The sequence below is a fragment of the Streptomyces sp. NPDC039430 genome, assembly GCF_055639435.1.
Genome location: NZ_JBVKAK010000002.1, coordinates 553057 through 576909 on the forward strand (window position 1 = coordinate 553057; position 23853 = coordinate 576909).

25 protein-coding genes and 1 pseudogene are annotated in these 23853 nt (G+C 71.7%); 13 read left to right on the forward strand and 13 right to left on the reverse strand.

Features of this window, described 5'->3' with window-relative positions; genetic code table 11:
- Positions 1 to 85 precede the first annotated feature (85 nt).
- Positions 86 to 1204, forward strand: a complete 1119-nt coding sequence (dapC, locus tag ACZ7LS_RS07520; protein ID WP_382528492.1) for a succinyldiaminopimelate transaminase — start codon at positions 86 to 88, stop codon at positions 1202 to 1204.
- A gap of 113 nt (positions 1205 to 1317) precedes the next feature.
- Here dapC and ACZ7LS_RS07525 read toward each other — a convergent pair whose 3' ends face one another.
- Entirely contained in the window at positions 1318 to 1773 is a 456-nt protein-coding gene (locus ACZ7LS_RS07525; protein WP_382676187.1) for an ATP-binding protein, read from the reverse strand.
- 299 nt (positions 1774 to 2072) lie between these two features.
- A complete protein-coding gene (locus ACZ7LS_RS07530; protein ID WP_385137288.1) occupies positions 2073 to 3041 on the reverse strand; it encodes a hypothetical protein in 969 nt (322 codons plus the stop codon).
- A 105-nt stretch (positions 3042 to 3146) separates the two neighbouring features.
- Between ACZ7LS_RS07530 and dapE the strand changes: the two genes are divergently transcribed.
- Positions 3147 to 4226, forward strand: coding sequence for a succinyl-diaminopimelate desuccinylase (gene dapE, locus ACZ7LS_RS07535; protein WP_385137290.1), 1080 nt, complete (start codon positions 3147 to 3149; stop codon positions 4224 to 4226).
- 154 nt (positions 4227 to 4380) lie between these two features.
- Here dapE and ACZ7LS_RS07540 read toward each other — a convergent pair whose 3' ends face one another.
- From ACZ7LS_RS07540 to ACZ7LS_RS07550, 3 genes are all read right to left on the reverse strand, one after another.
- Positions 4381 to 5376, reverse strand: coding sequence for an NADP-dependent oxidoreductase (locus ACZ7LS_RS07540; RefSeq protein ID WP_382530808.1), 996 nt, complete (start codon positions 5374 to 5376; stop codon positions 4381 to 4383).
- Positions 5377 to 5637: 261 nt separating this feature from the next.
- Positions 5638 to 5871: a hypothetical protein gene (locus tag ACZ7LS_RS07545; protein ID WP_385137292.1), complete on the reverse strand. Its 234-nt coding sequence runs from the start codon at positions 5869 to 5871 to the stop codon at positions 5638 to 5640.
- 62 nt (positions 5872 to 5933) lie between these two features.
- The gene (locus ACZ7LS_RS07550; RefSeq protein ID WP_382530800.1) at positions 5934 to 6854 is read right to left on the reverse strand and encodes an SDR family oxidoreductase; all 921 of its coding nucleotides are present in this window, start codon (positions 6852 to 6854) and stop codon (positions 5934 to 5936) included.
- An 83-nt stretch (positions 6855 to 6937) separates the two neighbouring features.
- Between ACZ7LS_RS07550 and ACZ7LS_RS07555 the strand changes: the two genes are divergently transcribed.
- Positions 6938 to 7504, forward strand: coding sequence for a TetR/AcrR family transcriptional regulator (locus ACZ7LS_RS07555; RefSeq protein ID WP_382676197.1), 567 nt, complete (start codon positions 6938 to 6940; stop codon positions 7502 to 7504).
- A gap of 190 nt (positions 7505 to 7694) precedes the next feature.
- Complete coding sequence (locus ACZ7LS_RS07560) at positions 7695 to 8444, forward strand: LOG family protein (RefSeq protein WP_249947955.1); 750 nt, start codon at positions 7695 to 7697, stop codon at positions 8442 to 8444.
- Here the strand turns inward: ACZ7LS_RS07560 and ACZ7LS_RS07565 are convergent.
- Entirely contained in the window at positions 8422 to 9465 is a 1044-nt protein-coding gene (locus tag ACZ7LS_RS07565; protein ID WP_385137294.1) for a tetratricopeptide repeat protein, read from the reverse strand. The genes ACZ7LS_RS07560 and ACZ7LS_RS07565 overlap by 23 nt on opposite strands.
- A gap of 169 nt (positions 9466 to 9634) precedes the next feature.
- Positions 9635 to 10507: a dihydropteroate synthase gene (gene folP / locus ACZ7LS_RS07570; RefSeq protein ID WP_382530794.1), complete on the reverse strand. Its 873-nt coding sequence runs from the start codon at positions 10505 to 10507 to the stop codon at positions 9635 to 9637.
- A gap of 265 nt (positions 10508 to 10772) precedes the next feature.
- Between folP and ACZ7LS_RS07575 the strand changes: the two genes are divergently transcribed.
- On the forward strand, positions 10773 to 11213 hold the full coding sequence (locus ACZ7LS_RS07575) for a DivIVA domain-containing protein (protein ID WP_382530792.1): 441 nt from the start codon (positions 10773 to 10775) through the stop codon (positions 11211 to 11213).
- Entirely contained in the window at positions 11210 to 11821 is a 612-nt protein-coding gene (locus ACZ7LS_RS07580; RefSeq protein ID WP_385137296.1) for a DNA-3-methyladenine glycosylase I, read from the forward strand. The genes ACZ7LS_RS07575 and ACZ7LS_RS07580 overlap by 4 nt, the downstream gene beginning before the upstream one ends.
- A 106-nt stretch (positions 11822 to 11927) precedes the next feature.
- Here ACZ7LS_RS07580 and chcB read toward each other — a convergent pair whose 3' ends face one another.
- Positions 11928 to 12731, reverse strand: a complete 804-nt coding sequence (gene chcB, locus ACZ7LS_RS07585; RefSeq protein ID WP_385137297.1) for a 2-cyclohexenylcarbonyl CoA isomerase — start codon at positions 12729 to 12731, stop codon at positions 11928 to 11930.
- 313 nt (positions 12732 to 13044) lie between these two features.
- Between chcB and ACZ7LS_RS07590 the strand changes: the two genes are divergently transcribed.
- Positions 13045 to 13212, forward strand: a complete 168-nt coding sequence (locus ACZ7LS_RS07590) for a DUF3117 domain-containing protein (RefSeq protein ID WP_003966491.1) — start codon at positions 13045 to 13047, stop codon at positions 13210 to 13212.
- A gap of 124 nt (positions 13213 to 13336) precedes the next feature.
- Here ACZ7LS_RS07590 and ACZ7LS_RS07595 read toward each other — a convergent pair.
- Positions 13337 to 14003: pseudogene (locus ACZ7LS_RS07595) on the reverse strand (O-methyltransferase).
- Between the two features lie 141 nt (positions 14004 to 14144).
- Between ACZ7LS_RS07595 and sigE the strand changes: the two are divergent.
- The 5 genes from sigE (at position 14145) to ACZ7LS_RS07620 (ending at position 19127) form a co-directional block, all read left to right on the forward strand.
- A complete protein-coding gene (gene sigE / locus ACZ7LS_RS07600) occupies positions 14145 to 14906 on the forward strand; it encodes an RNA polymerase sigma factor SigE (RefSeq protein ID WP_382676211.1) in 762 nt (253 codons plus the stop codon).
- Positions 14903 to 15784 (forward strand): anti-sigma factor family protein, encoded by an 882-nt coding sequence (locus tag ACZ7LS_RS07605; RefSeq protein WP_382530785.1) that lies wholly within the window; start codon positions 14903 to 14905, stop codon positions 15782 to 15784. The genes sigE and ACZ7LS_RS07605 overlap by 4 nt, the downstream gene beginning before the upstream one ends.
- A gap of 138 nt (positions 15785 to 15922) precedes the next feature.
- Positions 15923 to 17764 carry a S1C family serine protease gene (locus ACZ7LS_RS07610; RefSeq protein ID WP_385137299.1) on the forward strand — a complete coding sequence of 614 codons (1842 nt, stop codon included), beginning with the start codon at positions 15923 to 15925 and terminating at the stop codon, positions 17762 to 17764.
- 93 nt (positions 17765 to 17857) lie between these two features.
- Positions 17858 to 18346 carry a sec-independent translocase gene (locus ACZ7LS_RS07615; RefSeq protein ID WP_382530781.1) on the forward strand — a complete coding sequence of 163 codons (489 nt, stop codon included), beginning with the start codon at positions 17858 to 17860 and terminating at the stop codon, positions 18344 to 18346.
- Positions 18347 to 18461: 115 nt separating this feature from the next.
- A complete protein-coding gene (locus ACZ7LS_RS07620; protein ID WP_193564039.1) occupies positions 18462 to 19127 on the forward strand; it encodes a hypothetical protein in 666 nt (221 codons plus the stop codon).
- A 99-nt stretch (positions 19128 to 19226) separates the two neighbouring features.
- Here ACZ7LS_RS07620 and ACZ7LS_RS07625 read toward each other — a convergent pair whose 3' ends face one another.
- From ACZ7LS_RS07625 to ACZ7LS_RS07635, 3 genes are all read right to left on the reverse strand, one after another.
- A complete protein-coding gene (locus tag ACZ7LS_RS07625; protein WP_382674529.1) occupies positions 19227 to 20387 on the reverse strand; it encodes an Mrp/NBP35 family ATP-binding protein in 1161 nt (386 codons plus the stop codon).
- A gap of 42 nt (positions 20388 to 20429) precedes the next feature.
- On the reverse strand, positions 20430 to 20945 hold the full coding sequence (locus ACZ7LS_RS07630; protein ID WP_382525087.1) for a DUF1003 domain-containing protein: 516 nt from the start codon (positions 20943 to 20945) through the stop codon (positions 20430 to 20432).
- Positions 20946 to 21012: 67 nt separating this feature from the next.
- Positions 21013 to 22290 carry a magnesium transporter MgtE N-terminal domain-containing protein gene (locus tag ACZ7LS_RS07635; protein ID WP_382525071.1) on the reverse strand — a complete coding sequence of 426 codons (1278 nt, stop codon included), beginning with the start codon at positions 22288 to 22290 and terminating at the stop codon, positions 21013 to 21015.
- A 204-nt stretch (positions 22291 to 22494) separates the two neighbouring features.
- On the opposite strand from ACZ7LS_RS07635, the gene ACZ7LS_RS07640 reads away from it, so the two are divergent.
- On the forward strand, positions 22495 to 23286 hold the full coding sequence (locus tag ACZ7LS_RS07640; protein WP_382525069.1) for a hypothetical protein: 792 nt from the start codon (positions 22495 to 22497) through the stop codon (positions 23284 to 23286).
- On the opposite strand, the gene ACZ7LS_RS07645 is transcribed toward ACZ7LS_RS07640, so the two are convergent.
- Positions 23283 to 23840: a hypothetical protein gene (locus tag ACZ7LS_RS07645; protein WP_382874796.1), complete on the reverse strand. Its 558-nt coding sequence runs from the start codon at positions 23838 to 23840 to the stop codon at positions 23283 to 23285. The two genes, ACZ7LS_RS07640 and ACZ7LS_RS07645, sit on opposite strands and share 4 nt — an antisense overlap.
- Positions 23841 to 23853: the final 13 nt, after the last annotated feature.

The following is a 23853-nucleotide window of genomic DNA, read 5'->3' on the forward strand; positions in this document are numbered from 1 at the left end:
GTTTCGCCCGCGAGTCCTCACCGGGGGAACGAGCACCGTACGAGAGCATCCGTACGAGCGCATTCGTACGAGAAAGAGTGAGCACGTGTCCGCAGTCTCTTCGCGTCTTCCCGTCTTTCCCTGGGACAAGCTGGAGCCCTACAAGGCCACGGCCGCGGCCCATCCGGACGGGATCGTGGACCTGTCCGTCGGGACGCCCGTCGACCCCGTCCCCGCGCTGATCCAGCGGGCCCTGGTCGAGGCCGCCGACTCGCCCGGCTATCCGACGGTGTGGGGGACGGCCGCGCTGCGGGACGCGCTGACCGGATGGGTGGAGCGGCGGCTCGGGGCGCGCGGCGTGACGCACGCGCACGTGCTGCCGGTGGTCGGCTCCAAGGAACTGGTGGCCTGGCTGCCGACGCAGCTCGGCCTCGGCGCGGGCGACCGCGTCGCCTTCCCGCGGCTCGCGTACCCGACGTACGAGGTGGGCGCACGGCTCTGCGGCGCCGAGCCCGTTCCGTACGACACGCGGACATTCGCGGCTGACGCCGCGGGGACCGACCTCGACCCCGCCGGTCTGAAGCTCCTCTGGCTCAACTCGCCGTCGAACCCGACCGGAGCCGTCCTGGCGCCGGACGAGCTGACCCGGATCGTCGCCTGGGCGCGCGAGCACGGCGTGCTGCTGTTCAGCGACGAGTGCTACCTGGAGCTGGGCTGGGAGGCCGAGCCCGTATCGGTGCTGCACCCGGACGTCTGCGGTGGTTCGTACGAAGGGATCGTCGCCGTCCACTCGCTCTCCAAGCGCTCCAACCTGGCCGGCTACCGCGCGGCCTTCCTGGCGGGCGACGAGGCCGTCCTGGGTGAGCTGCTGAAGATCCGCAAGCACGGCGGGATGATGACCCCTGCGCCGGTGCAGGCGGCGACGGTCGCGGCGCTCGGCGACGACACGCACGTACGGGAACAGCGGGAGCGGTACGCGGCCCGCCGCGCCGCGCTGCGCGCCGCCCTGGAGGCGCACGGCTTCCGTATCGACCACAGCGAGGCGAGCCTCTACCTGTGGTCGACCCGGGACGAGCCGTGCTGGGACACCGTGGCGCACCTCGCGGAGCTGGGCATTCTGGTCGCGCCCGGCGACTTCTACGGTCCCGCCGGGGAGCGGCACGTACGGGTGGCGCTGACGGCCACCGACGAGCGCGTCGAGGCGGCGGTCAAGCGGCTGGGCTGAGGTCCGCACCGCACGCGCGTGACGCACGAGGGGGCCGGGAAGCGACTGCTTCCCGGCCCCCTCGTGTGTGCCGCGACGCGTGCGCGCCCGCGGCACGCACGCGTCGCCGGGTGTCAGCCGAGCGGCAGCGACACCGGGAGCTTGCCGGTCGGCAGGCCGCCACCGAGCGCGCCGGCCGGCGCGGCGCCCTCGGTGGCGGAGGCGGCGGAGGCGGCGGACGTCGCGGTGTCGCCCAGGAGCTGCCCGGCGCTGCCCGCGGCGGTCCCGGCCGTCTTCTGCGCGGCGGGCGCCGCGGTCTTGCCGACCGTGCCGACGGCCGCGCCCGCGGCGGGGACGCCCTTCTTGACGGCCTTGCTGCCCGCGTCGCCCACCACGCCGGTCGCCGTCCGGGCGCCGCCGTCGACGGTGTCACCCAGGGCGGCGCCGTCCAGCGCGCTCACCGCACCCAGGTCGGTGGTCTGCGGGAGGGCGGCCGCGTTCGCCGCTCCGGCCGCACCGATCACCGGGGCCGCGCCCGCGGCGACGAGCAGGGCGGCACGGGCGATCCGACGGGTCAGGGGGAGGGACATGATGCTCCTTTGAAGGGAGAGAAACAGTGCTTGTCCGTCGATCGGACGTAGTGACAACCCCTCAAAGGGCGGCGGAGGTTGCGGCGGGCGAGGGTAAAGAGTTGGTAATCCGTCGCATTATCGGGCACGGATAAAAACGGGCAAACGGCCCCGTGGGTGCGAGCCTGCTGAACCGTTCCTTCCCTTTGTTCCCAAGGGTTCTCCCAGGGAAGTGAGGGATCATGGGCGCGCGGCATAATCATCGGAAGAAATGCGATGAGTGCCGACGCGGACTCGCCCGTTCGGGTGACGCCGCCGTACTACTGCGCAGTGCGAATTCGAACTTCCGCCAGACGTGAATCCGCGCTTTTCTGTTCCGAGGCGCGGATCCGCTGCCAGCCCTGGTTGGCCGTGCGCGTGTTCTTCGCGCTCCACACCCGGCCCGCGTAGCGCACCTCGTCGATCCGCAGGGCGGTGGACCGCGCCACGGCCCAGTGCGCCAGCTCCCAGCCGCGCAGCGACGAGGAGCCGCCGCTCTCCGAGCCCCCGGTCGTGGCCGGTACCGGTACGGACACCTCCGCGGCCGTGCCCGAGGCTCCCGCCCGGCCCGCGGTGCCCGCGTCGGCGCCCGGCAGCACCTCGGCCCCGAAGTCCCGCACCAGCGCGGCCCGTACCTTCGCCGGGTCCCCTGGCTCGGTGCCGGTCGGCGCCGTACAGGTCAGCGTGGCGGCGGAGCGGCCGGTGAGGGCCGCGGCCAGCAGCGTGGCGTCCGGCTCGTGCTTCGCGTACGCCTGCGGGAAACCGCTGCGCTGGACGCGCTGGGCCGCCTCGGTCAGCGGCAGCCGCGAGTAGCCCGGGACCTTGACGAGATGGTCGTAGAACTCGCCCGCCGCGTAGACCGGATCCTGGATCTGCGCCTCGGTGCCCCAGCCCGTGGAAGGGCGCTGCTGGAACAGACCGAGCGAGTCGCGGTCGCCGTGGTCCAGATTGCGCAGCGCCGACTCCTGGAGGGCGGTGGCGAGCGCGATCGTGACGGCGCGCTCGGGCAGTCCCCGCGTGGTGCCCACCGCCGAGATCGTCGCGGCGTTCTCGGCCTGCTCCGGGGTCATCTCGTACGTGGGGCTGTCACCGCCCGACGCGTCCGTGGCACGCACGAGACAGCGCGGGGGGCCACCGCCCCCGCTCACGTACTGGACCACCACGTACGCGGCCAGGGCCAGCAGCACGACGAGGGCGGCCCCGATACGGGGGCGGCGGCCGCGACGGAGGGGAGAGGCGGTCTCGGGCACGAGGCCACCGTACTGGAGAGGCCGAGGGCGGACGGCGCCGACGCCGGGGTCCCGGCCGTCGGCGCGGGGCCGGGCCTCGCGACGCTGCCGGGTAAGGTCAAAACCATGTCTGAGAACGTGCTCGACCTCACTCTCGACGGCCCGGCGCTCACCGCTCGCCTGGTCGACTTCCCGTCGGTCAGCGGGGAGGAGAAGCCGCTCGCCGACGCGATCGAGGAGGCGCTGCGGACACTGCCGCATCTCACCGTCGACCGCTACGGCAACAACGTGGTGGCCAGGACACGGCTGGGGCGCGGCGAGCGGATCGTGCTCGCGGGACATATCGACACCGTCCCGGTCGCCGACAACGTGCCCTCCCGGCTGGACGACGACGGAGTGCTCTGGGGATGCGGTACGAGCGACATGAAGTCGGGCGTCGCCGTACAGCTGCGGATCGCGGCGACCGTCCCCGATCCCAACCGCGACCTCACCTTCGTCTTCTACGACAACGAGGAGGTCGCCGCGGATCTCAACGGTCTCGGGCATGTGGCCGAGGCCCATCCGGACTGGCTGGAGGGTGACTTCGCGGTCCTGCTGGAGCCCTCCGACGGCGAGGTGGAGGGCGGCTGTCAGGGCACGCTCCGGGTCTTCCTCCATACGACGGGCGAGCGGGCACACTCCGCGCGCGGCTGGATGGGGTCCAACGCCATTCACGCCGCCGCGCCGATCCTGGCGCGGCTCGCCGCGTACGAGCCGCGCCGGCCGGTCATCGACGGGCTGGAGTACCGCGAGGGCCTCAACGCCGTACGGATCGAGGCGGGCGTCGCCAACAACGTCATCCCGGACGCGTGCACGGTCGTCGTGAACTACCGCTACGCACCCGACCGCGGCGAGAAGGAGGCACTCGCCCATGTCCACGAGGTCTTCGCGGACTGCGGGGTGACGGAGTTCACCGTGGACGACCACTCGGGGGCGGCCCTGCCGGGGCTCTCGCACCCCGCCGCCGCCGCGTTCATGGCCGCCGTCGGCGGTACCGCACGGCCCAAGTTCGGCTGGACGGATGTGTCGCGCTTCGGCGCGCTCGGGGTGCCCGCGGTCAACTACGGCCCCGGGAACCCGCTGCTCGCCCACAAGCGCGACGAGCGTGTGGCCGTCGAGCGGATCACCCACTGCGAGAACCGTCTCCGCGACTGGCTGACCGGCTGACCGGCTGACGGGCTGACCGGCTGACGGGCACCGGGCCGGAGCCCGCGGCGGTCGGTCTGCCCGCACGTCCCGGCGGGCGTCCGCAAGCGCGAGGCCGATGAGACGGGACACGGGACACGGGACACGGGACACCCGGCGGGTCGGGCCATGGACCTCAGACGCGGACCATGGCCATCCCGCGGTTCGCGCCGCCCAGGACACCGACGAGCGCGTCCGGTGCCTGCTCCAGCCCCTCGATGACGTGGTAGAGAGGCTTGATCCGGCCGTCTTCGAGCCAGGACGAGTAATCGCGATCGGCTTCGCCGAACCGGTCCCCGTAGGTGCCGACGGCGAACCCCTTCATGGTGAGGTCCTTCAGGATCAGAGTGAGCGGCACTCCCTTGGGGCCGGTCATCGGCTTGTCGCTGTCGTACTGAGCCGTGTTGCCGCAGAGCACGATGCGGCCCCCCTGCTTCATGGCGTCCAGCGCGGCTTCCAGCACGGGTCCGCCCGTGTTGTCGAAGAACAGGTCGACGCCCTCGGGGCAGGTCCGCCGCAACTGCTCGGCCAGGTCGCCGGCCTTGTAGTCGACGGTCGCGTCCGCCCCGACCTCCTGCTCCAGCCACGCGCACTTCTCAGGTCCCCCCGCGATGCCGACCACGCGGCAGCCCGAGATCTTGCCGAGCTGCACGACCGTGGATCCGACGCCGCCCGCCGCCGCGGAGACCAGCAGCGTCTCGCCGGCGCGCGGCCGGCCGGCGTGGAGGAGTCCGAAGTAGGCCGTGTGGCCCGACTGGCCCAGCAGGCCGATGTAGTGCTCCACGGAATGGGCGCCGTCACGCTTGAAGAGGTTCCGGGCAGGCATGGCCACGTAGTCCTGCCACGCCGACATCGCCTGCACCACATCTCCGGGTGCGAAGGCCGGATCGTCGGAACGGACGACCTCGCCCACGGCGGTGCTCATCATCGGCCTTCCCGCCTGGAGCCCGCTCGCCCCGAATATGGGGTTGGCATGCATATAGGCCCGGTTGCCCGGCATGATGTTGAAGTACCGGTTGTGAAGCAGGACCTCGCCGGGGCCCGGCTCGGGGACGTCGGTCTTCCGCAGCTCGAAGATGTCCGTCGTCAGCGTGCCTTCCGGCGCCGCTGTGTAGATCCACTGCCTGTTCATCGCTGTTCCTCCTGATGATCTTTGTGTGTGTGGCGCGCCGCTGAGGCGCGGTCTCCGCCGAGTCGGCGGAAAGCCGGGTCTTCGGCCGGCTGCAGCGGTGGTGCGGCGGGGGAGGAGGTCAGCCGACCTCGATCTGATCGGTGCCGTGCCCGATGTGAGCGGTGAGCAGGCCCGCGACTGTCACTTCCGCGAATTCCGCGGTGTGATAACTGAAAACGCGGCCGGCCGCCGGGCCCTTCCTGGCGTTGCGGTGTCGGCGACTCAGTCGAAGGTGATGACGACCTTGTCGGTCGCTGCCGGAGTACCCGCGAGTTCCAGGCCACGTTTCACCTCGGCGACGGGAATCACATCGCTGATAGTGGCGGCGTATTTGTCCTGGAACTCGATAATCGCGTCGGTGACCTCGAAAATCTCCGTGGGATATCCCATGGTCCGCGGCTCCTCGGTCTCGACGACCTCGACCCTTCCGGGGGCGGTCACCATGACGGTCCTCATCTCTGGCATCTCCTGAATCGGGTAGGCGGCGCGTGCCGGGCGGGTGGTGTCCTCGGGGCTGGTCAGGCGGTCGCGGGGGCGTGGAAGTAGTGGCCCCTGGCGAGGTCTTCGAGCAGATCGGGGCGGGTGGGCCGCCAGTCGAGGAGTTCGCGGGTCAGGGCGTTCGACACCGGGACGTCGAGGCTCATGAAGGGGCTCAGCCAGGCGAAGTGCTCCTCCGCGGCCTCGGGGGACACGGAGGTCACCGGTACGTCGAGATGGCGGCCGATCACCTCGGCGATCTCGCGGAGCGCGACGCCCTCCTCCGCGACGCCGTGCAGCGCCGATCCGGCGGGCGCCTTCTCGACGGCCAGGCGGAACAGCCGTGCGATGTCGAGGCGGTGGACCGCCGGCCAGCGGTTGGCGCCGTCGCCGACGTAGGCGGAAACGTTCCTGGCGCGGGCGGTGGCGACCAGGTGCGGCACCCAGCCGTAGTCCCCCTCGCCGTGGACGGTCGGAGAGACCCGCACGACCGACGAGCGGACGCCGCGCGAGGCGAACGCGAGCGCGGCCTGGGCGGTGGCCGACCGGATCACATACGGCGAGCCGTCGAGGGTGGGCGCGTCCCGCTCGGTCACCGCGCGCCCCGGGGGGAAGCCGATGAAGCCGCTCGCGAGGACGAGGGGGCGATCGGTGGTGGCGAGCGCGTCGCCGAAGGTGTCGACGACGCGGCGATCGGCATCCGCGGCGCCCCGGTAATCGCCGGTGAACGCGCGCTCGCCGTTGAAGGCGAGGTGGATCACCCCGTCCGACGCGGCGGCCGTGTCCCGCAGGACCTCCAGGTCGTCGAGGGTGCCGCGGACGATCTCGACTCCGGCGGCGGTGAGCGCGCCGGCGGAGGCGTCGGAGCGGGCGAGCCCGACGACCTGGTGCCCCGCGCCGATGAGTTCGGGTACGACGGCGGAGCCGATGAAGCCGGACGCGCCGGTCACGAAGATGCGCATGAGGAACCCCAACACTTGATTGCAGCGACTGCAATCGACCGTAACATCTGATTGCAGTAGCTGTAATCACGTAGGATCCGCTCATGGGCAGATGGGAGCCGAACGCACGCGGGCGCCTGGCGACAGCGGCGCTGGACCTCTACGGCGAGCGCGGATACGAGCAGACAACCGTGGCGGAGATCGCCAAACGCGCCGGGCTCACGGAGCGGACCTTCTTCAATCACTACGCCGACAAGCGCGAGGTGCTGTTCGTCACCGCCGCCGAGTTCCAGGACCGGTTCGTGGGGACGGTCTCCGGGGCCCTCACGTCCGGCGCGCCGATCGACGCTCTGGCCGCGGGTCTCGACGCGATCGCCGAGATGCTCGCCGGCCAACGCGACTTCGCACGCGCGCGCCAGGCTGTGATCATGTCGAACCCCGAGCTCCAGGAACGCGACCTGATCAAGCTCGCCTCGACCTCGACCGCGCTCGCCGACACCCTCCGCCGGCACGGCGTCGCGGAACCGGAGGCGAGCCTCGCCGCCGAGGCGGGGATCGCCCTCTTCAAAGTCGGCTTCCATCGTTGGATCGCGGCGGACGAGGAGCGCGAGCTGTCCGTGCTGTTGCGGGAGGCAGTGGACGCGCTCAAGGCCGTGACCGCGGGCAGCTGAGGGCTGTCCGGCCGACCTTCGCGGGCCCGCGACGCCGCGGTGCCATCAGCCGCCGCCGCGGCGGACCACCCGGTCCCTGCGGAGCCCTCACCGAGTGAGGGCCTGATCGACTGCCGGAATTTTGTCGTTTGTCACGTGCGTGGACCTACCCTTGCCCAGAACAAACGCACAGCAGCGGAGGGAGCAGCTCATGGGCATGCCTGACGGAGAGCGGAAGCCGGAGGAACAGCGGCTCGGACCGGTGATCCGCCGCCGGGGACAGGTGCAGGCGGGCACGACCGATCAGCGGCTGCTGGACACCGAGGGCGACTCGGAGTGGGTGCACACCGACCCCTGGCGGGTGATGCGTATCCAGTCGGAGTTCGTGGAGGGCTTCGGCGCCCTCGCCGAACTGCCCAGCGCCATCAGCGTCTTCGGCTCCGCGCGCACCCCGGCGGGCTCCGCCGAGTACGAGGCGGGCATCCGGATCGGCGGCGCGCTGGTCGACGCCGGATTCGCGGTGATCACCGGCGGCGGGCCCGGCGCCATGGAGGCGGCGAACCGGGGCGCGCGCGAGGCCCAGGGCGTCTCCGTCGGACTCGGCATCGAGCTGCCCTTCGAGCAGGGGCTCAACCCCCATGTCGACATCGGCGTGAACTTCCGCTACTTCTTCGTCCGCAAGACGATGTTCGTCAAGTACGCGCAGGGCTTCGTGGTCCTGCCGGGCGGGCTCGGCACGCTGGACGAACTGTTCGAGGCGCTCACGCTGGTCCAGACGCGCAAGGTCACCCGCTTCCCGATCGTCCTGTTCGGCACGGCGTACTGGGGCGGTCTCGTCGACTGGCTGCGGGACACCGTCGTGGCCCAGGGCAAGGCGTCCGAGAAGGATCTGCTGCTCTTCCACGTCACGGACGACGTGGACGAGGCGGTCGCGCTCGTCACGAAGGAGACGCGCAACTGACCTGGGGGACCGCCGACAGCTGCGACCGGAAAGCACTGACCATCTTTCCGGCGTGCAGCAGCCCGATCCGCGCCACCTCGCGCTCCAGACCGTCGAGGTCGCGCAGCGTCAGCGCCCGCGGACGGCCCAGGGAATGCCGGGACTTGACCAGACCCAGCCGGGACAGCACGGCGCCCCGCCGTTCGTCGATCGCCCGGAACTCCGCCAGCGCACGCGCGTACGTCCGCCGCGCGCTCGCGTACCGCGCCGCCCGGTAGAGGACATTGCCGCGCATCTTGTGGTTGTAGGCCAGGGCGCTCGCCAGATCCATGCGGCGGCAGATCGCCTCCGCCTCGGACAGCAGCGTCAGGGCCCGTCCGGTGTGGCCCTGGGCGGAGAGGATGTCCGCGACACCGCGCAGGGACCAGGCACGGCCCCGGGCGTCGTCCGCGTCGGCGGCTATCCGTACCGACTCCTCGAACATCTCCAGGGCCGCGTTCAGCTCACCGGTGTTGCGGCGCATCTGCGCGATACCGGACAGCGCCCAGACGATGTGCCGGGCCTCGCCGTGGGCCCTGGCCTCCGCGAGAAGCTCCTCGTGCAGACCGGCCACGGCCTCGTAGTCGCCCTGGATACGGCCGGTCTCGGCGAGGCCCGCCAGACAGTAGCCGCGCGCGATCCGGTCGCCGCCGCCGGCCGCGAGATCCGACGCGTGGGCCAGCAGCCGGCGCGCCAGCGGGAGCGCGCCGCACTGCCTGGCCAGGGTGCCGCCGCTCCACAGGGCCCACGCCATGGCGCCCGGCTCACCCGCCCGCCGCGCGCTGCGATAGCTCTCACGCCAGGCCCCGCCCGCCTCCGCCACCCTGCCGAGCCGCCGGCTGGCCTCGGCCACGGCGAGCGAGGCGCGCGCCTCCTCCAGCGGGGTGGCGGCCGTACGCCGCAGCGCGCCCGCCGTGGCCAGTACCTCCTCGTACGAGGAATTCACCCCCAGCGCCGACCTCAACTCGCCCTGGTATTCGGGTGCGAACGCCTTGCCGTACATGCTCCCGTGGCCTCCTGATCATCTGCTGCCTTGATCACGAAGCTACGGCGGGGGACGGGCACGGCGAATCCGGCGGCGTATGGGTTCTGGAGTCCGTCGGGAGAGCTACGCGGGAACCTCCGGTCATCACCGGGACGGACGGTCCGGGCCGGCCCTCCGGACGGACGGGTCAGGCCAGACCCCGGCGCGCCACCGCGGGGGGACGGTGGCCCGCGATGGCCGCCACCATGTCCAGGACCTGCTTCGTCTCCGCGACCTCGTGGACGCGGTAGACCCGGGCCCCGAGCCACGCCGAGACGGCGGTCGTCGCCAGGGTGCCGGTCAGCCGCTCCTTGACCGGCTTGTCGAGCGTCTCGCCGACGAAGTCCTTGTTGGAGAGGGAGACCAGCACCGGCCAGCCCGTCTCCGCCATCTCGCCCAGCCTGCGGGTCGCTTCGAGGGAGTGCCGGGTGTTCTTGCCGAAGTCATGGCCGGGGTCGATCATGATCCGGTCCCGGTGGACGCCCAGTTCCAGGGCGCGCTCGGCCAGCCCGAGCGTCACCCGCAGGATGTCCGCCATCACGTCGTCGTACGCGATCCGGTGCGGCCGGGTCCTGGGCTCCGCCCCGCCCGCGTGCGTACAGACCAGACCCACGTCGTACCGCGCGGCGACCTCGGCCAGCCGGGGGTCCACCCCGCCCCACGCGTCATTGAGCACATCCGCGCCCGCCTCGCAGACCGCCTCGCCGACGTCGTGCCGCCAGGTGTCGACGCTGATGACCACTTCCGGATGACGGCGGCGCACCTCGGCGACGAAGCCGACCGTACGGCGGGCCTCCTCCTCGGCCGTGACCTCCTCGCCGGGCCCCGCCTTCACCCCGCCGATGTCGATGATGGCGGCCCCTTCGGACACGGCACGCTCCACCCGGTCGAGGGCGGGCTCGTCGCGGAAGGTCGCGCCCTGGTCGTAGAAGGAGTCCGGGGTCCGGTTGACGATCGCCATGATCACCGGCTCGCGCGCGTCGAATTCCCGGCGTCCCAGCCGCAGAGTCCCGCTGTGCATCCCCTGATTCCTCCTCGTGTTCGTCCGCCTGCGACCTTAGGGCGTGTCCTCAAAAAGTAGCGCCGTCCGTCCGAAGGGCGGGCCCGGCGGCGTCCGGTGTGTGCGATCGCAAGGCGGGGGGTCGCCCCAGTACTGGACGTACTGGGGTGATCCCGACAGCGCCGCGAGCGTGCGTGCCGGGCGTCGCCGGGCAGGCGGGACGTTGAAGACACGCCCTCAGGGCCTCTCGCCGCCCGGAGCGGACGGCCCCGGCTGTCAGTAGGGCATGGCACGATCGGCACCGGACGTTTTCCTGCCCCGGGAGAAGCTCGTGTTCTTGTTCTTGCTCATCGCGATGGTCGTGGTCGTCGCCGCGGTCACGCTCGCGGTCGTCGGCGGCGGCGACCGCGAGCTCCTGCCGGAGGCCGCTCCGGAGCGGCTGGTGGATCCCCTGCCGCTGACCCGCCCGGTCGGCCGTGCCGACGTCGAGGCGCTGCGGCTGCCGGTCGGGATGCGCGGCTACCGGATGGCGGAGGTGGACGAGGTGCTCGGCCGGCTCGGCGCGGAGCTGGCGGAGCGGGACGCGCGGATCGCGGAGCTGGAGTCGGCGCTCGCCGGGGTCCAGGCCACCGCCGTCTCCTCGCCCGACCTCTTCAAGAAGCCCGGAGACCGTTTCGGCGGCCCCGGAGACCTCTTCGACGAGCCCGGAGAGGAGACCGGCCGGTGAGTGACGGCTCGGTGGTGACGGGTCTTGACGGGAAGCCGCGCTGCCCCTGGGGCCTGTCGGCCGAGGACTACGTCGCGTACCACGATTCCGAGTGGGGCCGCCCGGTCCATGGCGACGACGCCCTCTTCGAGCGGCTGAGCCTGGAGGCGTTCCAGTCCGGGCTGTCCTGGATCACGATCCTGCGCAGGCGCGAGACCTTCCGCGACGCCTTCGGCTCGTTCAAGATCGCGTCGGTGGCGGAGTTCACCGACGCGGACAGGGAGCGGCTCCTCGCCGACCCCGGCATCATCCGCAACCGCGCCAAGGTCGATGCCACGCTGGCCAACGCCCGTGTCCTCGCCGGCTGGTCCGCGGGCGAGCTGGACACGCTGATCTGGTCGTACGCACCGGACGCGGCGAAGCGCCCGGCCCCCCGTACGAACGCCGACGTACCGGCGGTCACCGACGAGTCCACGGCGCTCGCCAAGGCCCTCAAGAAGGCGGGCATCCGCTTCGTCGGCCCCACCACCGCCTATGCCCTGATGCAGGCGTGCGGTCTGGTGAACGATCATCTGGCGGACTGCTTCGTACGGGACAGCGTCGCGAGCGTGGGCGCGGCGCGGGGCTGAGGAGGCCGGGCCGAGGAGGCCGGGCTGAGGAGGCAGGGCACGTTCACCGGCCGGGCAGGACTACAGGCGCCCGGCCGCTGACGTCCCGCCACTGCCGCCCGGCCGCCTACCGTCCGACGTACCGCGGTTTCTCCTTCGCCAGGAACGCGCGCACCGCGATGGCGTGGTCCTCCGACGCGCCCGCCCGGGACTGGAGTCCGTCCTCCCGCTCCAGCGTCTCGGCCAGCGAGTGCCCCGCTCCGTACGCCAGGGACTCCTTGATCGCCGCGTACGCGAGCGTCGGCCCCGAGGCCAGGGCGCGGGCCACGGCGGCGGACTCGGCGGCCAGGTCGACGGCGGGCACCAGCCGGTTCACCAGACCCCACTCCTGCGCCTCACGGGCCGGCACCGACCGCGGGAACAGCAGCAGATCCGTCGCCCGGCTCCGGCCCACCAGCCGCGGCAGCGTCCAGGAGACCCCGGAGTCCGCGGTCAGCGCGACCCCCGCGAAGGACGTGTTGAACGCGGCCGTGTCCGCCACCACCCGGTAGTCCGCCGCGAGGGCGAACCCGAGGCCCGCGCCCGCCGCGACCCCGTTGACACCGGCCACCACCGGCTTGGGCATCTCGGTGATCGCCCGCAGGATCGGGTTGTAGTGCTCGCGCACGGTACTCATCGTGTCGCCGGTGCCCGCCGCCCGGTCCGCTTCGAGCAGCGCGGTGTGCTCCTTGAGGTCCTGCCCGACGCAGAACGCCCGGTCGCCCGAGGCGGTCAGCAGCACTCCCCGTACGGCCGGATCGGCGGCGGACGCCAGCAGCGCGTCCCGGAGCGCGACCTTGGCCGCGATGTTCATCGCGTTCATGGCCTCCGGCCGGTTGATCGTGATCGTTGCGAGTCCGTCGTGCACCTCGTACAGCACGGTGTCGGCCATGATCGGTCCCCTTCGCGGCTCGGGCGGGTCCTGTCCGGCCCCAGCATGGCGGAGATCGTCGGCGCCGGGCATGTGACCTGCGTCTAAGAAAGTCGGGCCCCGGTGGAGGGTGGGGCGGCGAAGTATCGCAGGCGGATCGCCGAATTGAGGGGTTTTGCGAGAGCGCGTTGCGCAAGCGATGCCGTCCGATGTTGGTCATCGGGTCCCGCCATGCGGGATAATGGGCTGGAAGCAATGTGTTCGATGCCGGTGACACAGCGCCTGTCATGGGGCCGCCGGCTGCGATGAGCTGGTTTCAGGAAGGGGAACGAGCATGGCGGCCATGAAGCCGCGAACGGGCGACGGCCCGCTCGAGGTGACCAAGGAGGGGCGGGGCATCGTCATGCGCGTTCCGCTCGAAGGCGGCGGTCGGCTTGTCGTCGAGCTGACTCCGGACGAGGCGGATGCGCTCGGCGACGCTCTGAAGAAGGTCGTCGGCTGAGCGGAGCGCTCACAGTCTCCGGGGTGTTCGGACACCTCTGGACAGACAGAACTCTGCCCCGGTACGGACAGGTCCGTGCCGGGGCAGAGCTCTGTTCACAGGACTCCGGCCGCGCTCCGGGCCCTCAGCCGCGGCGCATCGCGCAGAGCAGCCCGTCGCCCACCGGCAGCAGCGTCGACTGGAGCTCCTGGCTCTCCCGTACGGTCCGCAGCAGCTCCCGCAGCCTCAGCACCTCCGCGGGCTGGGCCGCCGAGTCCACCGTCCGGCCGCCCGCGAAGACGCCTTCGAAACAGACCAGGCCACCGGGGCGCAGCAGCCGCAACGATTCAGCGAGATAGTCGAGACACTCCAGCCGGTCGCCGTCACAGAAGACGAGGTCGTAGCCGCCGTCCGCGAGCCGGGGCAGAACGTCCAGGGCGCCGCCGGGGATGAACCGCGCGCGGTTCCCCGCGAAACCCGCGGCCCGGAAGGCCTGCCGGGCGAACTGCTGGCGCTCGGGCTCGGTGTCGACCGTGGTCAGGACGCCGTCCGGCCGCATGCCCTGGAGCAGATACGTACCCGAGACGCCGGTGCCGGTGCCGATCTCGGCGACCGCCTTCGCGTCCAGGGTGGCAGCGAGCAGACGCAGCGCGGCGCCGGTGCCTGGTGACACCGAGCGGAGCCCTGTCTCCCGGGCCCGGTCCCGGGCCCAGCGCAGTGCTTCGTCCTCGGCGACAAAGGCGTCGGCGAACGCCCAGCTCGTCTGCCGGTTGGCGGTAATGACCCTCTCCTTGTCCCCGTTGGCGGCGCAACGGTGACTGTATCCGCTGCGCCCGGGAACCCGCAGATGGGACCGGGCGTTAAGAAGAAGCGGGGAACACCCGGATCAAGACCTGCGACCGGGCCTAATTTCACGTAAAGATTCTTATCCGGAGCTAACGGGCGGAGTGGCTATGGTAGGGGCTCCACTGGACACCACCAGAGCCGATAGGGGAGGTGCGGCTGAGCCTGTGGATCGGGGAGGAGTGCTGACGCGCTTTCTCAGGTCGGCCGGCAAGCCGAAATCCGTGACCAACACCGCTGCTGACCGTTCTCGCTCCACCGACTCCGCAGTTACCGCGACCTTCGCATCGGATGCGGAATCGCAGGCGTGGACGCCTCCCAGCTGGGAGGAGATCGTCAGCACGCACAGCGGACGTGTCTACCGCCTCGCCTACCGCCTCACGGGCAACCAGCACGACGCCGAGGACCTGACCCAGGAAGTCTTCGTCAGAGTCTTCCGCTCGCTGTCGACCTACACCCCCGGCACGTTCGAGGGCTGGCTGCACCGCATCACCACCAACCTCTTCCTCGACATGGTCCGCCGCAAGCAGCGGATCCGGTTCGACGCGCTCGGTGACGACGCGGCGGAGCGGCTGCCCAGCCGTGAGCCGTCGCCGCAGCAGGTCTTCCACGACACGCACTTCGACGCGGACGTCCAGCAGGCGCTGGACACCCTCGCGCCCGAATTCCGCGCAGCCGTCGTGCTCTGCGACATCGAGGGGCTCTCGTACGAGGAGATCGCGGCCACGCTCGGCGTGAAGCTCGGCACCGTACGCAGCCGGATCCACCGGGGCCGCTCGCATCTGCGCAAGGCCCTCCAGCACCGTTCCCCCGAGGCAAGGGCCGAGCAGCGCGCCTTCGTGAGCGTGGCCGGGGAGGGCGGAGCGGCGTGAGTGGCACGAGCCCCACCCCCGCCGAGCAGCATCTGGGGGACAGACTCGCCGCCTTGGTGGACGGGGAGCTGGACCATGACGCGCGCGAGCGCGTGCTGGCCCATCTCGCCACCTGTGCCAAGTGCAAGGCGGAGGCCGACGCCCAGCGCCGGCTGAAGAGTGTGTTCGCCCAGTCGGCTCCGCCGCCGCCCTCCGCCGGTCTGCTCGCCCGACTTCAGGGGCTGCCGGGCGGCCTTCCCGGATCCGGGGGCGGTGATGACGACAACGGAAAAGGGCTCTTCGACGGGGGGCGCTTTGGTGAGGGCGTTTTCGGCGTCCGCACCGACGGCTTCGGTTATGTCCCGGCGGCCGCCCATGCCGCGGTACTGCCCAGCGGCTCCGGCTTCCGGATCCATGAGGTCGGACGCCAGGAGGCCGAACGGTCGCCGTGGCGCGGCAAGCGGTTCGCCTTCGCCGCCGCCAGCGCGGTGTCGTTCGCCGCGATGGCCCTCGGCGGGACGATGCCGCTCGGTACGGCCGCGGACGCGCTGCCCCGGGGCGGCGCGGGCAACAACGTGACTCCCATGCGGGCCCCCGGCACCGCGGGTCCGTCCGCCGTCGGCGGCGAGTCCTCCCGGCGCCAGGGCGGCGGCAGCGCGGCGCTGTCGCGGTCCGGCGACCGCCCGGTCCCTCCCGGCATGTTCCAGACGCAGACGCTCTCGGAACGCCCGTTCTCGCCGGGTGCCCTGGTGAGTCCGTCGCCGGCGCTGCTGATCCGGCCCACGGGCTCGGCCCTCCAGATCGACGAGGCGTCGGGGGTCAGCCCCACGGCCACGCCCAACCCGACCCAGCTGGCCGCCCCGACGCTGCCCGGCGCGCCGCTCTCCGCCCGGCGCTAGGGCCTTTCTCGCCAGGCCCGGTCCTGAAAGTCGCAAAGTCCTGTCCGCCCGGCGGCCCCCTGCGCGGAAAAACGTAAACCTGGTTGAATCCTTGGCAGGGTGCCCATCGGGGCGCGGAACGGCAGTTGCGGGGAGAGCATGGACGACGGGAAGCCGACCGGACCCACGGCGAAGTGGTGGAGCCGTCCCCCGGACGAGGGCGCGGTACCGCAGGGGTCCGGGGTGCCGCCGGCCCGGAGCGACGAGATGCCGGCGCAGTCGCCGCCCATCGCTGACGGGCCGTCGGTGGTGGCCGGCCCGGCCCCCGTACCCGCCGACCCCGGCCCCGTACCCGCCGACCCCGGCCCCGTACCCGCCGACCCCGGCCCCGTACCCGCCGAACCGGGTCCGGCGCCCGCCACCCCGGCTCCTGGGCCCGCCGACGCGGCCCCGGCGCCCGCTGACGCCGTTCCCGTGCCTCCCGACGCCGCCCCGGCTCCCGTGGCTCCCGTACCCGTCGACGCGGCTCCGGAGCGTCCACGGCCGCTGCACGAGCCCGACGCCTACAGCACGCCGCCCTACGGCGAGCCCGGCCCCTGGGCGCTCGCTCCGCCCGTACAGCGCCCCACCCCCGCGCACGGCACGCCGCTGCCGCCGCCCGCGCCCGCCGCGCCGCGGGTCCAGATCCCGCGGCAGCCGCACCCGCAGCCGCACGCGCCCCACCACCAGCCGATCCCGGGGCCGCAGCACCTGTCCCAGCCGCTGCCCCCGCCGGCCCCCCAGGCACACGCCCAGGCGCCCGGCGGTCCCGAGTCCTCGCAGTGGCACCGTTACGACCCCTGGAACGCGCCGGGGCAGCACCCCCTGACCCAGTACGGCGAGCCGCGCAAGCGGCGCGGCCGGCGGGCCGGGCTCGTCGCCGCCGGGGCGCTGGCCCTCGCCGCCTGTGTTCTCGGCGGCGCGGTCGGCGCGTACATCGAACGCAATGGCGGCTTCACCAGCGTCGAACTCCCGCAGGCCGACGCGGAAGCGGGCGGGCGCGCGCCCGACAGCGTCGCGGGCATCGCCGCCAGGGCGCTGCCCAGCGTCGTCACCCTGCATGTCAGCGGCAGCGACGAGCAGGGCACCGGCACGGGCTTCGTCCTCGACCGGCAGGGCCACATCCTGACGAACAACCATGTCGTCCAGCCGGCCTCCTCCTCCGGCGAGATATCGGTCACGTTCAGCGGCGGCCAGACGGCCAGGGCGAAGCTCGTCGGCAAGGACAGCGGCTACGACCTGGCCGTCGTCAAGGTCACCGGCGTCTCCGGGCTCAAGCCGCTGCCGCTGGGCAACTCCGACAGCGTCCAGGTCGGCGATCCGGTGGTGGCCATCGGCGCCCCCTTCGATCTCTCCAACACGGTGACCTCCGGGATCATCAGCGCCAAGCAGCGCCCCATCACCGCGGGCGGTGAGAAGGGCGACGGCAGCGATGTCAGCTACGTCGACGCGCTTCAGACGGACGCCCCGATCAACCCCGGCAACTCCGGCGGCCCGCTGGTGGACACCCGCGCCCGGGTCATCGGCATCAACAGCGCGATCCGCGCCGCGGACAGCGGTACCGGCCTCACCGGCGGCCAGTCGGGCTCGATCGGCCTCGGCTTCGCGATACCGATCAACCAGGGCAAGCGCGTCGCCGAGGAGCTGATCAACACCGGGAAGGCCACGCACCCGGTGATCGGCGTCAGCCTCGACATGGAGTACGCGGGCGACGGCGCCAAGGTCGGCGACAAGGGCGCCGACGGCGGTCCCGGGGTGACCGCGGGCGGCCCCGGCGCCAAGGCCGGTATCAAGCCGGGGGACGTCATCACGGAGGTGAACGGCCAGCGGGTGCACAGCGGTGAGGAGCTGATCGTCAAGATCCGCGCCCACCGTCCCGGCGACCAGCTGGAGCTGACTCTGGACCGCGGAGGTAAAGAGCGGACCATGAAGTTGACGCTCGGCTCCGCGGACGGCACCTGACGGCCACCGGAAGGTACCGCCCGGACAGTTCGGGCAGGTACCGTGGAGCGGCCCGGACCTCGCCCGACCTCCGATCCACCCGAGGAGCAGCACGTGTTCAATGACATTGGCGCCCTTGAGGTGATCGCGATCGTGGTTCTCGCGGTGATGGTCTTCGGTCCCGAGAAGCTGCCCAAGGTCATCCAGGATGTCTCCGGCTTCATAAGAAAGGTCCGCGCGTTCTCCGAGAGCGCCAAGGAGGACATCCGCTCCGAGCTGGGCCCCGAGTTCAAGGACTTCGAGTTCGAGGACCTCAACCCCAAGACGTTCGTCCGCAAGCAGCTGATGGACAACGACGATCTGGGGCTGAAGGAGATCCGCAGCAGCTTCGACCTCCGCAAGGAGATGAACGAGGTCGCGGACGCGGTGCACGGTCGCGAGAGCGTGTCCGAGGCGGGCGCCTCCGCGACGCCCGTCTCCACGAATGGCTCCGCTGCGATCGGGTCGTCCGCGAACGGCGCTTCCACCATTCCCGACCTGCTCAAGAAGCCGGAAAAGCCCATTCAGCCCGAACGTCCGCCCTTCGACGCAGACGCCACCTGAGTACGATCAATCCCATCGGGTCGGGACCTGGTGGTTATCCTCCAAGTGTTCGGTAGTGGGGCGCCCGTCGGGGGCGGGCCGCTCCGTACGCTCACGATCGAGGAGGCGCTGGCAGATGGAGACGACGAGTCGGGCGGGTACGCGGGACGCGGCCAGCTCAGCCAGGGCCGGAGGCGGGGCAGCCGCCCTGCGTTCGGTCGAAGGCTATCTGCGGGCCCCTTTCCCCTGGTACGGACTGGATGACGCCTTCACCGGGCCGCGCTGGCTCATGCAGGTCGGCGCGACGGCCGACGGAACGGTACGGCACGGAGCCACGGGCCATGGTGAAGAGCCGTCGATAAGACCGGAGGCTCCGGCCGCCGACAGGGAACGCTTCGCGGTGGTCGTGACGGTGGCCACGAGCCCCGAACGGCGCACCGGTGACGGTACCGGTCACCTGGACGCCACCACGGCCTCCTCGGCGGCCTGGCTGGCCGGTTCGGCGCTGCTGGCGTTCACCTGGCCCCCGCAGCTGGACCACTCGCTGCGTGACAACTGGCTGGAGCAGCAGACGGAGGCCGCGTTCGAGCTGGCCGACGATCTCGACGGGCCCGACTGGACGACGCTCTCGCTGCCCGTCGACGCGGAGCCGACGCCGTTCCACTACCGAGAGTCCGAGTTCGGCTGGGTGCTGGCCGGCTCGACGCGCCGCGGGGTGCACCTCGGGGCGTACGGGCGCGGGATGAGCGCCTACGGCCTCGGCTTCTCGGTGATCGAGGACATCAGGACGTACGCGTCCTGAGGGCGACGTAAGTGTCCTGAGGACAACGGGTGAGGGGCGGCCGCGACGAGCGGCCGCCCCTCACCCGTTGAAGCTGTCGCGCTGTCGTCGCGGGACCGCTCAGAACTTGTTGCGCGGGGTGATCCCCAGCGACATGCCCGACAGACCGCGCTGCCGCCCGCCCAGCTTGCTCGCGATCCCGCGCAGCGCGGTCGAGGCGGGCGAGTCGGGGTCGGAGAGCACGATGGGCTTGCCCTCGTCGCCGCCCTCCCGCAGCCGTACGTCGATCGGGATCGCGCCCAGCACCGGCACCTCGGCGCCCGTCGTCTTCGTCAGGCCCTCGGCGACCAGCTTGCCGCCGCCGGTGCCGAAGACGTCGATCATCTCGTCGCAGTGCGGACAGGGCAGGCCCGACATGTTCTCGACCACGCCGACGATCTTCTGATGGGTCTGTACGGCGATGGAGCCGGCCCGCTCGGCGACCTCGGCCGCGGCCTGCTGCGGGGTGGTGACCACCAGGATCTCGGCGTTCGGCACGAGCTGCGCCACCGAGATCGCGATATCGCCCGTCCCCGGCGGCAGGTCGAGCAGCAGCACGTCCAGGTCGCCCCAGTAGACGTCCGCGAGGAACTGCTGGAGCGCGCGGTGCAGCATCGGACCGCGCCAGACGACCGGCGTGTTGCCCGGGGTGAACATCCCGATGGAGATGACCTTCACGCCGTTCGCCGACGGCGGCATGATCATGTTCTCGACCTGGGTGGGCCTGCCGTCCGCGCCGAGCATCCGCGGCACGCTGTGCCCGTAGATGTCCGCGTCGACCACACCGACCTTCAGCCCGTCGGCGGCCATCGCGGCGGCGAGGTTGACCGTCACCGAGGACTTGCCGACACCGCCCTTGCCCGACGCCACCGCGTACACCCGGGTCAGGGAGCCCGGCTGGGCGAAGGGAACCTCGCGCTCGGCGGTGCCGCCGCGCAGCGAGGCGGCCAGCTCGCGCCGCTGCTCGTCGCCCATCACGTCCAGCGTGACGTCGACCCGCGTGACTCCCGCGACCCGGGCGACCGCGTCGGTCACGTTGCGGGTGATCGTGTCGCGCATCGGGCAGCCGGAAACCGTCAGATAGACCGTGACGGCCACCACTCCGTCCGCATCGATATCCACCGATTTGACCATGCCGAGGTCGGTGATCGGCCGGTGGATCTCGGGGTCGTTCACCGTCGCCAGCGCTTCGCGCACCGCTTCTTCCGCGGGGACGGCGGTTCCGTACGTGTCGGTAGCCATACCGAGATGGTACGGCGGTCCGTGCCGGCTCGGGAAAGCCCGTCAGCGGCCGGGTTCCTCACGCCCGGACTCCGCGCGCGGCGGAGCGTGCTGCTCCGTCATGTCCCGCATCAGATCCTGGAGCTCCGACCGGATCCAGTCGCGTGTGGCGACCTCGCCGAGGCCGATCCGCAGCGCCGCGATCTCGCGCGTCAGGTATTCGGTGTCGGCGATCGAGCGCTCGTTCTGTTTGCGCTCCTGCTCCTGTGTGACCCGGTCGCGGTCGTCCTGGCGGTTCTGCGCCAGCAGGATGAGCGGCGCGGCGTACGACGCCTGGAGGGAGAGCATCAGCGTCAGGAAGATGAACGGGTACGGGTCGAAACGCAGTTCGCGCGGGGCGGTGACGTTCCAGACGAGCCAGACGATGATGATCAGCGTCATCCAGACGATGAAGCGGCCCGTCCCCAGAAAGCGGGCGATGCGCTCCGAGAGCACCCCGAAAGCCTCGGGATCGTACTCGGGCAGCAGCCGGCGCCGCGGCGGGGCGGGCTGATCGAGCCTGACCCGGCCGCCCCGCATCAGCGCGGTCGATCCGGCCCCGGAGCTGGTCCTCGCGCGCTCCCGGCCGGGCTCCCTGTCGGGGCGCTCACTCACCACGGGCCGCCTCTTCCATGCCGTGGTAGCCGGTCTCCCGCCAGTCGTCGGGCAGCAGGTGGTCGAGCACGTCGTCGACGGTCACGGCGCCGAGCAGCGATCCGCCCTCGTCCACCACCGGCGCCGACACCATGTTGTAGGCCGCGAGATGGCTGGTGATCGCGGGCAGCGGGGTGTCGGGCGCGAGCGGCGGCAGATCGCTGTCGACGATCGAGCTGACCAGCGTGTACGGCGGATCCCGCAACAGCCGCTGGAAGTGCACCGTGCCCAGGTACTTGCCCGTCGGCGTCTCGTCCGGCGGCCGGCAGACATAGACCTGCGCGGCGAGCGCGGGGGAGAGGTCCGGGAGCCGTACCCGGGCCAGCGCCTCCGCCACCGTCGCGTCGGGCCGCAGCACGATCGGGTCGGTCGTCATCAGACCGCCCGCCGTGCGCTCCTCGTACGCCATCAGCCGCCGCACATCGGCGGCGTCGTCCGGCCGCATCAGCGTGAGCAGCCGCTCCTTGTCGTTCTCGGGCAGCTCGGAGAGGAGGTCGGCCGCGTCGTCCGGGTCCATGGCCTCCAGGACATCCGCCGCGCGCTCCTCCTTGAGCTTGCCGAGGATCTCCACCTGGTCGTCCTCCGGCAGCTCCTCCATGACATCCGCGAGCCGGTCGTCATCGAGGGCGACGGCCACCTCGCCCCGCCGCTTCGGCGTCAGATGGTGCAGCACATTGGCGAGATCGACCGGGCGCAGGGTCTCGAAGGTGGCGACGAGGCTCTCCGCGCCCTGCCCCTCCTCCTCCAGCGAGAAGCCGGTGATCGCGGACCAGTCGACGGTCAGGGTCTCCCCGCGCCGCCGCAGGGCGCCGCCCTTCCTGCCACGCCGTACGAAGACCTTGTCGATCTCCCAGTCGCGGCGGGCCGGCAGCTGACGGACGGCGACATCGAGGACCGTCACCTCCTCGCCGCTCTCCACGAGCCGCACCCGGCGGTCGAGCAGCTCGCCGAGGACGAGGCGCTCGGTGGGCCGCTGCTCGAAGCGGCGTACGTTGAGCACGCCCGTGGTGATCACCTGGCCGGACTCCACACCGGTCACGCGGGTCATGGGCAGAAAGATCCGGCGCCTGCTGAGCACCTCGACGACCAGCCCGAGCAGCCGCGGCGGACGCCCGCCGACCCGCAGCATCACCACGAGATCGCGGACCCGGCCCACCTGGTCGCCGACGGGATCGAAGACCGCCACACCGGCGAGATGCGAGACAAAGATCCGGGGGGCGCCTGCCGCCATTTCCCAGCGCCTCCTTCGTCCGCGGTTGTCCTTCTATCCGGCGGGATAACGGGTTCAGGCTAGCCCGTACCGCTGCGGTACGCCCTGACGTATCCGTCCGTACAGCCTTCCTACGATGTCTGTGCGGTCTCTGTCGAGAGGTACCTCCGGCCCGGGTACGCTGCGGTCTGCCATCCCCAGCTGCGTTTGAGAGGCAGTGCGTCTGTGACCGTTCTCCTGTCGTCCGGCCGTGCCCGCAGGGTCGCTCTCCCCGTCGCGTTCTGCGTGGGGCTGGCCGCGGTTCTCACGGCATGCGGTGAGGATCCGGACGAGGGTACGAACGGGGTCGGCAAGCTCTCCGCCACCGAGATCGAGAGAAAGGCACAGACCGCGGCGAACGCCGCGGGCGCGGTCAGGCTCGCCGGCACGCTGGTCACGCAGGGAGAGACCTACAAGCTCAACATGCGGCTCAAGACGAACGGCGGGACCGGCACCGTCACGTCGAAGAACAGCACCTTCCAGCTGCTGCGCATCGAGGACGCGCTCTTCCTGAAGGCCGACGCCGGTTTCTGGAACCACGCGGACGGCGAGGACGGTGAGGGCGGCGCCGGCGGCGAGGAGAGCGCCAAGCCCAGCGCCTCGGACGCCGCGGCCGCGGACAAGCTCCAGGACAAGTACGTGAAGGTCCCGGAGGACGACCCCTCGTACGAGCAGCTGAGCGGCTTCACGGACATGAAGGTGCTGCTCGCCGGGATACTGACGCTGCACGGCAAGCTGAACAAGGGCGCCCGCGACCGGATCGGCGGCGTGCGGACCATCAAGATCAACGGCGGTGAGGGCGACGGCGGGACGCTGGACGTCTCGCTGGAGGGCGCGCCGTATCCGCTGCAGCTGGTGCGCGCGGGCGGCGCGGGGACGCTCTCGCTCGCGGACTGGGGCCGTGACTTCGAACTGGCGGCGCCGGCCAAGGGCGAGACCGTCGACTACGGCAGCCGGCTCCCGGCCACCAGCGACTAACTCCGCTTGCCCCGGGCCTTGCCCTGGTCCTTGTCCTTCCGCTTGTCGCGCTTGAGCAGGAGCCGTCCGAGCGAGGCCGGCAGCGGCTGACGGGTCGTCGCCCCGGTCGGCAGCGGCGCCGCCGCCAGCGAGGAGTCCGGCAGGTCGGTGATCGCGTCCTGGGGCGTCAGCCGCAGCACCCGGCACTCACGCGCCCAGCGCTCCGGCATGACCTCGGCGTCGGGCGCGTTCAGCCGCTTGCCCTTGAGCTCGGCGACGGCCGTCTCCCAGCCCTCCGAGTGCGGCGCCAGCTCCGCGACGGCCGCCGTCCAGGCGACGAGCCGGCCGCCCTTGTCCTTGCTCCGTACGGTCACCTCGGCCACCGAGCCGTCCGCGAGCCCCGGCAGCGGCTGCTCCCCGGGGCCGTCCCCGACCAGCAGCGCCGCGCCCTCGTGCCATACGTGCCACAGCGCGCGGTCGGGACCCGGGCCGCGCACCCAGATGAGGCCGGACTTCTTGGTGGCCTCTTCGACGAGGACCTGTCCGAGGTCGGGCCCGAGGTCTGCTTCTGTCATGCCCGCAGCCTAT

Excerpts from the sequence above, each read along its gene's own strand:
- ACZ7LS_RS07525 (WP_382676187.1), bottom strand. The coding sequence starts at position 1,773 with ATGTCCCTCCCCCTGACCCGTCGGATCGCCCGTGCCGCCCTGCTCGTC.
- dapE (WP_385137290.1), top strand. The coding sequence starts at position 3,147 with ATGTCTGAGAACGTGCTCGACCTCACTCTCGACGGCCCGGCGCTCACC.
- ACZ7LS_RS07540 (WP_382530808.1), bottom strand. The coding sequence starts at position 5,376 with ATGAACAGGCAGTGGATCTACACAGCGGCGCCGGAAGGCACGCTGACG.
- ACZ7LS_RS07545 (WP_385137292.1), bottom strand. The coding sequence starts at position 5,871 with ATGAGGACCGTCATGGTGACCGCCCCCGGAAGGGTCGAGGTCGTCGAG.
- ACZ7LS_RS07550 (WP_382530800.1), bottom strand. The coding sequence starts at position 6,854 with ATGCGCATCTTCGTGACCGGCGCGTCCGGCTTCATCGGCTCCGCCGTC.
- ACZ7LS_RS07555 (WP_382676197.1), top strand. The coding sequence starts at position 6,938 with ATGGGCAGATGGGAGCCGAACGCACGCGGGCGCCTGGCGACAGCGGCG.
- ACZ7LS_RS07560 (WP_249947955.1), top strand. The coding sequence starts at position 7,695 with ATGGGCATGCCTGACGGAGAGCGGAAGCCGGAGGAACAGCGGCTCGGA.
- ACZ7LS_RS07565 (WP_385137294.1), bottom strand. The coding sequence starts at position 9,465 with ATGTACGGCAAGGCGTTCGCACCCGAATACCAGGGCGAGTTGAGGTCG.
- folP (WP_382530794.1), bottom strand. The coding sequence starts at position 10,507 with ATGCACAGCGGGACTCTGCGGCTGGGACGCCGGGAATTCGACGCGCGC.
- ACZ7LS_RS07575 (WP_382530792.1), top strand. The coding sequence starts at position 10,773 with ATGGCACGATCGGCACCGGACGTTTTCCTGCCCCGGGAGAAGCTCGTG.
- chcB (WP_385137297.1), bottom strand. The coding sequence starts at position 12,731 with ATGGCCGACACCGTGCTGTACGAGGTGCACGACGGACTCGCAACGATC.
- ACZ7LS_RS07590 (WP_003966491.1), top strand. The coding sequence starts at position 13,045 with ATGGCGGCCATGAAGCCGCGAACGGGCGACGGCCCGCTCGAGGTGACC.
- sigE (WP_382676211.1), top strand. The coding sequence starts at position 14,145 with ATGGTAGGGGCTCCACTGGACACCACCAGAGCCGATAGGGGAGGTGCG.
- ACZ7LS_RS07610 (WP_385137299.1), top strand. The coding sequence starts at position 15,923 with ATGGACGACGGGAAGCCGACCGGACCCACGGCGAAGTGGTGGAGCCGT.
- ACZ7LS_RS07620 (WP_193564039.1), top strand. The coding sequence starts at position 18,462 with ATGGAGACGACGAGTCGGGCGGGTACGCGGGACGCGGCCAGCTCAGCC.
- ACZ7LS_RS07625 (WP_382674529.1), bottom strand. The coding sequence starts at position 20,387 with ATGGCTACCGACACGTACGGAACCGCCGTCCCCGCGGAAGAAGCGGTG.
- ACZ7LS_RS07630 (WP_382525087.1), bottom strand. The coding sequence starts at position 20,945 with ATGCGGGGCGGCCGGGTCAGGCTCGATCAGCCCGCCCCGCCGCGGCGC.
- ACZ7LS_RS07635 (WP_382525071.1), bottom strand. The coding sequence starts at position 22,290 with ATGGCGGCAGGCGCCCCCCGGATCTTTGTCTCGCATCTCGCCGGTGTG.
- ACZ7LS_RS07645 (WP_382874796.1), bottom strand. The coding sequence starts at position 23,840 with ATGACAGAAGCAGACCTCGGGCCCGACCTCGGACAGGTCCTCGTCGAA.